The sequence below is a fragment of the Xanthobacter autotrophicus ATCC 700552 genome (assembly GCF_043194565.1).
Taxonomy (GTDB): Bacteria; Pseudomonadota; Alphaproteobacteria; order Rhizobiales; family Xanthobacteraceae; genus Xanthobacter; species Xanthobacter autotrophicus_F.
Map to the genome: position 1 here is coordinate 204,180 of NZ_JBAFVS010000008.1, position 8,479 is coordinate 212,658.

General features: G+C 67.2%; 7 protein-coding genes and 1 pseudogene. 2 read left to right on the plus strand and 6 right to left on the minus strand.

Features of this window, described 5'->3' with window-relative positions; all coding sequences use genetic code 11:
* Positions 1-34 precede the first annotated feature (34 nt).
* Together V5F48_RS11390 and V5F48_RS11395 are read left to right on the plus strand one after the other, a co-directional pair.
* Positions 35-1,843 (plus strand): CocE/NonD family hydrolase, encoded by a 1,809-nt coding sequence (locus V5F48_RS11390; protein WP_394258808.1) that lies wholly within the window; start codon positions 35-37, stop codon positions 1,841-1,843.
* A complete protein-coding gene (locus tag V5F48_RS11395; RefSeq protein ID WP_394258809.1) occupies positions 1,836-3,530 on the plus strand; it encodes an NAD-dependent malic enzyme in 1,695 nt (564 codons plus the stop codon). Before V5F48_RS11390 ends, V5F48_RS11395 begins: the two co-directional genes overlap by 8 nt.
* A gap of 38 nt (positions 3,531-3,568) precedes the next feature.
* Here V5F48_RS11395 and V5F48_RS11400 read toward each other — a convergent pair whose 3' ends face one another.
* The 6 genes and pseudogenes from V5F48_RS11400 to V5F48_RS11425 form a co-directional block, all read right to left on the minus strand.
* Positions 3,569-4,831, minus strand: a complete 1,263-nt coding sequence (locus tag V5F48_RS11400; protein ID WP_394258810.1) for a phthiocerol/phthiodiolone dimycocerosyl transferase family protein — start codon at positions 4,829-4,831, stop codon at positions 3,569-3,571.
* Between the two features lie 47 nt (positions 4,832-4,878).
* The gene (locus V5F48_RS11405) at positions 4,879-6,348 is read right to left on the minus strand and encodes an FAD-dependent monooxygenase (RefSeq protein WP_394258811.1); all 1,470 of its coding nucleotides are present in this window, start codon (positions 6,346-6,348) and stop codon (positions 4,879-4,881) included.
* Between the two features lie 81 nt (positions 6,349-6,429).
* The gene (locus tag V5F48_RS11410; RefSeq protein ID WP_394258812.1) at positions 6,430-6,912 is read right to left on the minus strand and encodes a cupin domain-containing protein; all 483 of its coding nucleotides are present in this window, start codon (positions 6,910-6,912) and stop codon (positions 6,430-6,432) included.
* 220 nt (positions 6,913-7,132) lie between these two features.
* A complete protein-coding gene (locus V5F48_RS11415) occupies positions 7,133-7,636 on the minus strand; it encodes a Spy/CpxP family protein refolding chaperone (protein ID WP_394258813.1) in 504 nt (167 codons plus the stop codon).
* A 50-nt stretch (positions 7,637-7,686) separates the two neighbouring features.
* Positions 7,687-8,025, minus strand: coding sequence for a GCG_CRPN prefix-to-repeats domain-containing protein (locus tag V5F48_RS11420; protein WP_394258814.1), 339 nt, complete (start codon positions 8,023-8,025; stop codon positions 7,687-7,689).
* Positions 8,026-8,208: 183 nt separating this feature from the next.
* A pseudogene (locus V5F48_RS11425) lies at positions 8,209-8,479 on the minus strand (hypothetical protein); the annotation flags it as partial.

The window sequence follows — 8,479 nt, forward strand, 5'->3', positions numbered from 1 at the left end:
GGCGCGGCGAGCCTGAGAGAGGGGGGAAACGCACATGACCAAAAACGGGAAGCCGGGCTTCTGGGATAACCTCATTGCGCCGAAAGGCGGGCTGTTCGGCGCGCAGCTGGCCGGCTGGACGCCCGGCCCGGCCGCGAGGTCCGGGCTCGGCTGCCGCGTCCTCGCCGACCAGATGATCGAGGTCGCGCCCTCCATTGCGCTGGCGGCCGACGTCTATGTGCCCAGGACCGAAGGCCGCTGGCCGGCGGTCATCGCCTTTTCGGCCTATTCCAAGGAATTGCAGGCCGCAGGCGTGCCCGCCGGCAACAACGAGAGCGGCAGCCCGCCGGTCTTCACCGATCGCGGCTATGCCCATGTGATCGTGACCCGCCGCGGCATGGGCCGCTCGGGCGGGGAGGATGCGGTCTATCTCAACGATACCGACGTGGAGGACCACGCCAGGGTCATCCAATGGGCCGCCGCCCAGCCCTGGTGCGACGGGCAGGTGGTGCTGTTCGGCACCTCCTATTACGGGCTGACCCAGCCGCAGGTGGCGCGGCTTCGCCCGCTCGCCCTGAAGGGCTTCTTCACCAACGAGATGTGCACGGATTTCTTCCGCCACATCGCCATGTTCGGCGGCGCGCCGCAGCCGGATTTCTTCGCGCTCTGGATGGGGGCGAACTTCACCCCCCTGCAGTTCCGCCTGCACCTGCCGCCGCTGCTGCGGGCGGTGGTGAGCCACATCACCAACTCAGCCCTGAAGCACCTGTGGTGGCCACAGTTGAAGAAGCGCATGACGCGGATCATGAGGACTTTCGAGCGGCAGGTGCCGACGCCGCAGGCGCGCAAGTTGTTCGCCGGCCTCATGCTCGACGGCAAGACCCGGGAGACGAGCGTGCTGCCCGCCGGGCCGTCCGGCGCGCTCGGCGACATCGAGGTGCCGTTCGTGGTGGTGCAGAATGCCGGCTACCTCAACCTGCACCAGTTCGGCGCCTATGATCTGTTCGAGAATGCCGGCACGCCAAGGGATAAACGCTGGCTGATCATTGGCCCGGCGACCTATGATCTTCCGGTCTATGCCTGGCAGTTGGAGGCGCTCGCCTTCTTCGACCATCTGGTCTACGGCGCGGACAATGGCTATGCCGCGCAACCGCGGGTGCGATACTGGACCGAAGGCACGAAGGACTATCGCAGCGCGTCGGACTGGCCGCTTCCTTCCAGCTCACCGCTCCGCCTCTACCCGGCCTCCAATGGCGCCGGCGCCGCCACGCACCGGCTCGACCGCGCGCCGGGCACGGCCGGGACGAACCGATGGGCGGCGGTGCCCCTCGGCGCCATCGTCACGGCCGGCTTCGACGAGGTGGAGAACCAGCGCCTCACCTTCGAACTGCCGGTTGAGGAAGAGATGGAGCTGACCGGGCCCATCACCTTGTGCCTTTCCTTCAGCTCCAACGAGATTGATTCCTACGTGGTGGCCCGCACCGGGCTCATCGCGGCGGATGGTGGCTACCAGATCCTCTCCATGGGTGCGATCCGCCCCGCCTGCCGCAGGATCGACGCGGCGCGCTCCACCTTGACCGAGGTCGCCATCGACATCGATGTGCCCGAGCCGCTGGTGCCGGGCGTGCCGGTGACGCTGCGCTTCAGCCTCACGCCCCAGCCGGTGGTGCTGAAGCCGGGCGAGCGGCTTGTCCTCGACATCGCCAGCCGCACCGACCTGCTGCGCAGCGACGTGAGCCATGGGCACGCGCAGTTCGACATGCAGGTGCCCCCCTATTACGCCCGCAACACCCTGCATTACGGGCCTGACACCTACATCGAGCTCGCCCGGGCGGGCGAGGCCAGGAGCGATTTTCATGTCTGAGGCGACGGCCCCATCCATGGCCACCGCGCTGAGCGGTTACGAACTGCTGGCCGATCCCCAGCTCAACAAGGGCACGGCCTTCTCCGAGGCGGAGCGCGACGCCTTCCATCTCCACGGATTGCTGCCTCCGCATGTCTCGACCCTGGACGAGCAGATGTCCCGCGCGCTCCAGTCGCTGCGCCAGTTCGAGACCGATATCGAGCGCTATGCCTTCCTGCGCGAGCTGCAGGATATCAACGAGACATTGTTCTACGCGACGCTGGTCGGGAACCTGGAAGAGTTGCTGCCGATCGTCTACACGCCCACGGTCGGCGCCGGCTGCCAGCAGTTCAGCCGCCTCTACCACAAGCCGCGTGGCCTGTTTCTCAGCATTCCCCACAGGTCACGGCTCGACCAGATCTTCGCGCAGCCGCGCTTCGACGCGGTGGAGGCAATCGTCGTGACCGACGGCGAACGCATCCTGGGGCTGGGAGACCAGGGCGCGGGCGGCATGGGCATCCCCATCGGCAAGCTCGCGCTCTATTCGGGCTGCGGCGGCCTGCATCCGGCGACGACCCTGCCGATCCTGCTCGATGTCGGGACCGACAATGCCGACTGCCTCGCCGATCCGCTCTATGTGGGCTGGCGCCACGAGCGGGTGCGAGGCCAGGACTACGACGACTTCATCGAGGCGTTCGTGGCCGCCGTCACCCGGCGCTGGCCCCGGGTTCTGCTGCAGTGGGAAGACTTCGCGAAGAACAATGCGACGCGCCTGCTGGAGCGCTATCGCGACCGGCTCTGCACCTTCAATGACGATATCCAGGGCACGGCCGCGGTGGCGACGGGCACCTTGCTGGCGGCCGTCACTGTCACCGGCGTGCCGCTCGCCGAGCAGCGGGTGGCAGTGTTCGGCGCCGGCTCGGCCGGCTGCGGCATCGCCGGCCTGATCCGCGCAGCCATGTGCGATGCCGGCCTGTCGGAGAGCGAGGCGGCTGAGCGCTTCTTCATGGTCGATCGCGACGGGCTCCTGATCGAAGGCATGCCCGGACTTGCCCCATTCCAGCTCCCCTTTGTGCAGAAGCGGCAATCGATCGAGGGCTGGACACTCGACCATCCGGACAGGATCGAGCTCCTCGACGTGGTGCGCAACGCCCGGCCAACCGTGCTGATCGGCGTCTCCGGCCTGGCGAGCGCCTTCACCGAGCCGGTGGTCCGCGCCATGGCGCAATGCAACGAGCGGCCGGTCATCTTTCCGCTGTCCAACCCCACCTCGCGCGCGGAAGCGACGCCGGCGGATATGGAAGCCTGGACCGAGGGGCGGGCCCTGGTGGGCGTCGGCAGCCCGTTTCCCCCGATCACCCGCAACGGCGTCCGCTTCAAGGTGGACCAGACCAACAATTCCTATATCTTTCCGGGAGTTGGCCTCGGCGTTCTGGCGGTCGGCGCGAGTCGCGTGACGGATGGCATGTTCATGGCGGCAGCGAAGGCGCTGGCCGATGCGTCGCCTGCGCGCGACAACCCGCGGCACAATCTCCTGCCCCCCGTGAGCGCCCTGCGCGAGGTCGCGGCAAAGGTCGCCCTCGCGGTCGCGATGCAGGCCCATAAGGAAGGATATGCCCCCGATGTCACGGTCGATCAGATCCAGCAGCGCCTGCGCGCCAAGGTCTGGACGCCGCGTTACGTGCCGCTCGCGGCGAGGCGGGCGTAACCGCCCGCAACCGCGCGGCGCTCGTCGGCGCAGGGCTGCTATTGTCCGCAGACCGACTCCAACCGCCTGACGAAGCCTTCCGAGATGGTCCGGATCGTTGTCGGAGTGGCGAACTCTTCCACATATACGATATTGGCGATCAACATCCCATCGTAGACCGACACAGAGACATTTGGAAACTTCTTGAGCCAACCCAGTGCATACTCGAAACCGGTCACTGTCAGCCGCTCCATCGGCCAGTGAAACTGCACCGTCTGGATGTCGGAGATGTTGATGGCGACCGGCGCCTGTTGAGGGCTGCCGAACGCCCTTGGGTAGTTGATGTAATCGTGAAAGATGCTTCCGTTGGCCATGCCCTGATGGATGTCATCAAAGATGAGCTGCGCGATCTCGACCATGGGCCGGTCGAGGTCGAGGATGGGCGTGATGTGCCCAGTGATGGCCGTGAAGACCAGTTCGGGTGAAACGTGGGGCTCGAGCCGCCGGCGCATGTCCACGGACGATCGCACGAGAATCTGGCGCGGGTGTCCCTCGGCAACGTCACGGATCGCCAGGGCGAACGCCGCCAGCAGAAGCGAATGCACGGAGGACCCGGTTGCGTGGCTCGCCTCCTTGATCCGATGCATCGCCTCCGCCTCGATCACGACGCGTTCGAGGCGATGGGTGACGGGGCCGCCATCATGCGGAGCGCGCATGGGAATCTCGGCGAACACACCGGAATAGGAAGACGGGGGCCCATCCGTTCCAAGCGCCGCCAGGCTGCGGCTCACGGCCTCGTCGACCGGCCTCGGGAACGGCTGCACGCCGAGGGCCGGGGCCTCGCCGCGCACGACGCAGTCGCACATGTGGGCAAGACAGGAATGCAGTTCGATCAAAGATGTCGCGTCCGTGATCGCATGGGACGTGAGCATGAAGACATCGAGCGCGTCATCGGCGGCGATGACGTGGATTTCATAGAGGGTCTTCCCAGTATCCAGGTCGGCGTTCAGCAATTGCGCGTACATGGTCTCGGCGGAGCAGCTATCGGCAGGCAACCAGGTCTCGACCGCGGACTGTCCATCGGTCCGCTCCACGAAATGCCCGTCCTCGACCACCGCACGCAGGATGCCATATCTGGCTTCGAGATCGGCGACGGCCGCTTCAAACTGGTCCCTGCCGACCACTCCGGAGATGCTGCTGCGGCTCACGACGATCATGCGCGTGGCGATGTAGATCAATTCCGTAGGCGAGGCTTCGCGATACACGCGCCGACCCGTGGGGCTCTCCCCCGAGGGCATCAGCTCACTCAGGTCATCCTGCATCTACGTGTCCTATTCATGGAGTTTGATGTGGTCCGTGGGATCAGCGGTCACCGCTCCACCCCGATCTGCTGAAGATAAGGGACGAGAGCCTGCCAATCGTCATCGGGCACCTGCGCGGCAAGGTAGCCGTCCGGCCGGACCAGCGAGACGAGAGGCTCCCCGCCGGACGGACGCGGCAGCGCCTCCACGAGGCCGGGAAAGCGGGAGGCGAGTTCGGTCGCGCCGGCGCCGCCGCACGCGGCGAACAGCGGCGTGTCGCCCGCGCCGAACGGCACCTCCCCCACCACCGGCCGCACCCGCGAGCCAGCCGCCGCTTCGCCCAGCGATGGACCATTGAGCGGGCTATGGGGATAGCCGATGGAGACTTCCGCCATCAGCCCGATCATGGCCCGCTGTACCGGCGCAAGCCCCAGCAGCAGATGGACGGCCACGTCGCGCAGATGCTCCAGGATCGGGTTGGCCAGCGTCGCCATCCGGGTCATCCGGCCGGAAGCCTCGATCACCTGTGCACCCACCGGGCGGCGCTCCGCATCATAGCTGTCCAGCAGCGCCGGCGCGGTGGCGATGCCGCGGCTCACCAGCGCCAGCTTCCAGGCGAGGTTCATGGCATCCTGCATGCCGGTATTCATGCCTTGTCCGCCCGCCGGGCTGTGGATGTGGGCGGCGTCGCCGGCGAGGAAGACCCGTCCGGACCGATAGTTCTCCACCTGCCGCTCGTTGATGTGGAAGGCGCTGATCCAGACCGTTCCGGTGAGCGTGATGCCCCCGGGGCCGCGCACATCGAGCACCTTCTGGAAGGCGTCCTGGTCCAGCGGCACCGCGGGCTTTCCGGTGGTCTGGCCGAGGCTGGTGATAATGCGGGCGCGATCGGGCCCCATGGGGAAGAACAGCATCGGCCCGTCCTCGTGACAGAAGATGGACATCTGCGAGGGCGGGAAGGGATATCCGCTCAGGTGAAAGTCGCCCTGGGTCCAGTCGAGGCCCATGGTGTCACCCTTGAAGTCGAGGCCGAGGCCGTGCCGCACCACGCTGTGCGCCCCGTCGCAGGCGACCAGAAAGGTGAAGCGCTCGGTGCTCTCGGCACCATCGCTGCCGCGCAGGCGGGCCGAGACGCCGTCCACATCCTGTTCGAAATCGAGCAGTTCGATACCGAGGTCCGGCACGATCCCGTGGGCCGCAAGATGACGCCGCAGCACGGTTTCGGTGTCGTATTGCGGCACCATGAGCACGAAAGGATAGGGCGACGGCACCTGATCGAGCGACAAGGCGGCCACGGGCCGGCCGCCGGACAGGAGGTTGGCGACGGTGACCTGGTTGCCGAGGGGGATGAGGTCGGCCGCCGCGCCGGAGCGGTCGAGAAGCTCCAGCGTGCGCGGCCACACCGCGACCGCCCGCGAGGTGTGCGCGGCGTCCGGGATCTTGTCGATGATACGGACCGGCACGCCGTAGCGCGCCAGCTCCAGTGCCATGGTCAGTCCGACCGGTCCCGCGCCGACGATGAGAACGCGATCCGTCACGATGTCCTCCCGAATGTCGCATTGGCCGGCCCGCGCCGCGGGCCGTGGTTTGGGTCGATGAAAGGGCGGGCTGTCCCCGCCTCAGGCCGTGGGCTGGTCGGTCTTGCTCACCGGCGGACCGAGGAACTCCACATGCCACTTCACTCCGAAGGCATTGAGCGCGGCCTGGTCGGGGATGCCATCGTGCATCACTCCGGCCAGCTCGGTGAAGAAGGCCGCGGCATCGAGCGCCGGGGCCATCAGGATATACTGGCGCGCGGGCTTGTCGGTCACGTTGCAGAAGCCGTGCTCGACCCCGCCGGGAATGCTCACCACGTCGCCCGCTTCGGCATAGAAGCGCTGGCCGTCCGCCTCATAGAGATATCGCCCCTCGATGACGCGGAAGATCTCCGCTTCGCGGTGGCGATGCCGGGGCGGACCGGCGCCCGGTGCGTTGATGGTCTCGATGAAGCAGAATTCGCCCGAACTCGCCGCCGGCGGCATGCGCACGAACAGGTCGAGCCCGATGGCCGGGATCTTGATCGGGGCTTCGGTACCCCTGGAATGCAGGAAGGATATGGACATGGGAGCCTTCTTGAAGTGGATTGGGGGACGACCTCGATCGCACCCGAGTGGATCAACCGAAACGGATGGTACCCATCCGTTTCGAAAAGTTGATCGACCAGATCAAAGGGTTGTGGTTCCAGTTACCGCGACAGATGGAACCCATCTGTCGCGGTCTAATTCCAAGAAACGAGAACGTGCTATCCGAGTGGATTGCGATGCAATCTGATCGGCGCGCGCGCTAGTTCTCTTCCTCGAACAGCCAGATCTCGGCTGTGGGCTGGGGCAGGCCGCCAGCGCCCTCGCGCAGGCCGAGGAAGGCGGGAATGCGTCGCTGCTGCTCGGGGGTGAGGGACGCGACGAGGGGCTTCAGCGCCTGTGTCACCGTCTTGAGGTCCTTCGCACGCATCGCCTCGGCATCGGCGATCCGGTCCAGGATGTCCACGAAATCGGCCGGCGCCGGCGCCTTGGCCCGCTCCGCCCGGCGCGCGGCGGAGAGTTTGGCCACCTCGCGAATGGCGGCCTCCACCGGCGGCCAGAGCTTCTGCTGCTCCGGGGTGAGGGTCATCACCGTCTTCAGCGCGAGAAGGCGCGCCTCGAGCACGGCCTGGGCATCCGCCGGGCTGTAGAGTTCCACGGCGGGGGGCTCCGGCGGCACGGCGGCGGACGGTACCGTCTGGGCCTGCGCGGCGGGCACGGCGATGAGAAGCGCGCCCGTCAGGGCGGCCACAAGGGTGCGGTTCATAGGGTGGATCTTTCGTGTGATTGGAGGTGAACGGGAGACGGCGCCCGCCGTCACTGCCATCCGCCGCCGGGCAGCCGGCCGTGATAGGGGGTATCGCGGCAATGCCCCCAGGGCCCATGCCAGTAGCCGGGCGGGCAGCCATTGCCGAAATAGCCGTAGGTCTGGGGCAGGTCGTAGGCCCATCCGCCGCCCGGCACGCGGCCGGTATAGGGGGTGTCGCGGCAATGGCCCCACGGCCCGCGCCACGCACCCGGGCCGCAGCCCTGGGCGACGGGGGTCACGATGGCGGTGTCTGGCACAGGGGATGGCGCAAGCGGCATCGCCGAGGCCGGCAATGCCGCCAACGCACCGAGCCACAAGCCGGAAAGCAGTCCGAAGGTGTTTCGCATGGGGAGAACTCGCATTGTGACGTTCCGGGCCACCGGAAGGTCACGGCCCGCACCATGCAGACCTGCCTTTGCCGACCCGAATGCCAATTGATTATACTTACCCCGCCGCAAGCGCATCGACAGAAGTGGTGATGCGCCTGTTCTTTTCATTTTATGTCTGCCGCGCGGACAACCGTGAAGGGCTTACTGGCCGGCACCCTTGCGGGCCGTGTCGCAGCCGGGCGTGAGTGAGAGCAGGAGGCCGCCGGCGTCAGCCGGATAGCCGGCCGACGCCATGGCGCGTGCCTTGTCTTCCCATCCGGCTTTGAGCGGACAGGTGGCGGGTGCGCCGACCCCTGGGGCCTGGGCCGGCGCAATGGTCTGCCTCATCCCCATGGACGCAAGGAGCGCCGGGGGCCCGGCGCCATGGGCGGAAGGAGCGCCGGGGGCCCGGCGCCATGGACGGAAGGAGCGC

Excerpts from the sequence above, each read along its gene's own strand:
- V5F48_RS11390 (WP_394258808.1), top strand. The coding sequence starts at position 35 with ATGACCAAAAACGGGAAGCCGGGCTTCTGGGATAACCTCATTGCGCCG.
- V5F48_RS11395 (WP_394258809.1), top strand. The coding sequence starts at position 1,836 with ATGTCTGAGGCGACGGCCCCATCCATGGCCACCGCGCTGAGCGGTTAC.
- V5F48_RS11400 (WP_394258810.1), bottom strand. The coding sequence starts at position 4,831 with ATGCAGGATGACCTGAGTGAGCTGATGCCCTCGGGGGAGAGCCCCACG.
- V5F48_RS11410 (WP_394258812.1), bottom strand. The coding sequence starts at position 6,912 with ATGTCCATATCCTTCCTGCATTCCAGGGGTACCGAAGCCCCGATCAAG.
- V5F48_RS11415 (WP_394258813.1), bottom strand. The coding sequence starts at position 7,636 with ATGAACCGCACCCTTGTGGCCGCCCTGACGGGCGCGCTTCTCATCGCC.
- V5F48_RS11420 (WP_394258814.1), bottom strand. The coding sequence starts at position 8,025 with ATGCGAAACACCTTCGGACTGCTTTCCGGCTTGTGGCTCGGTGCGTTG.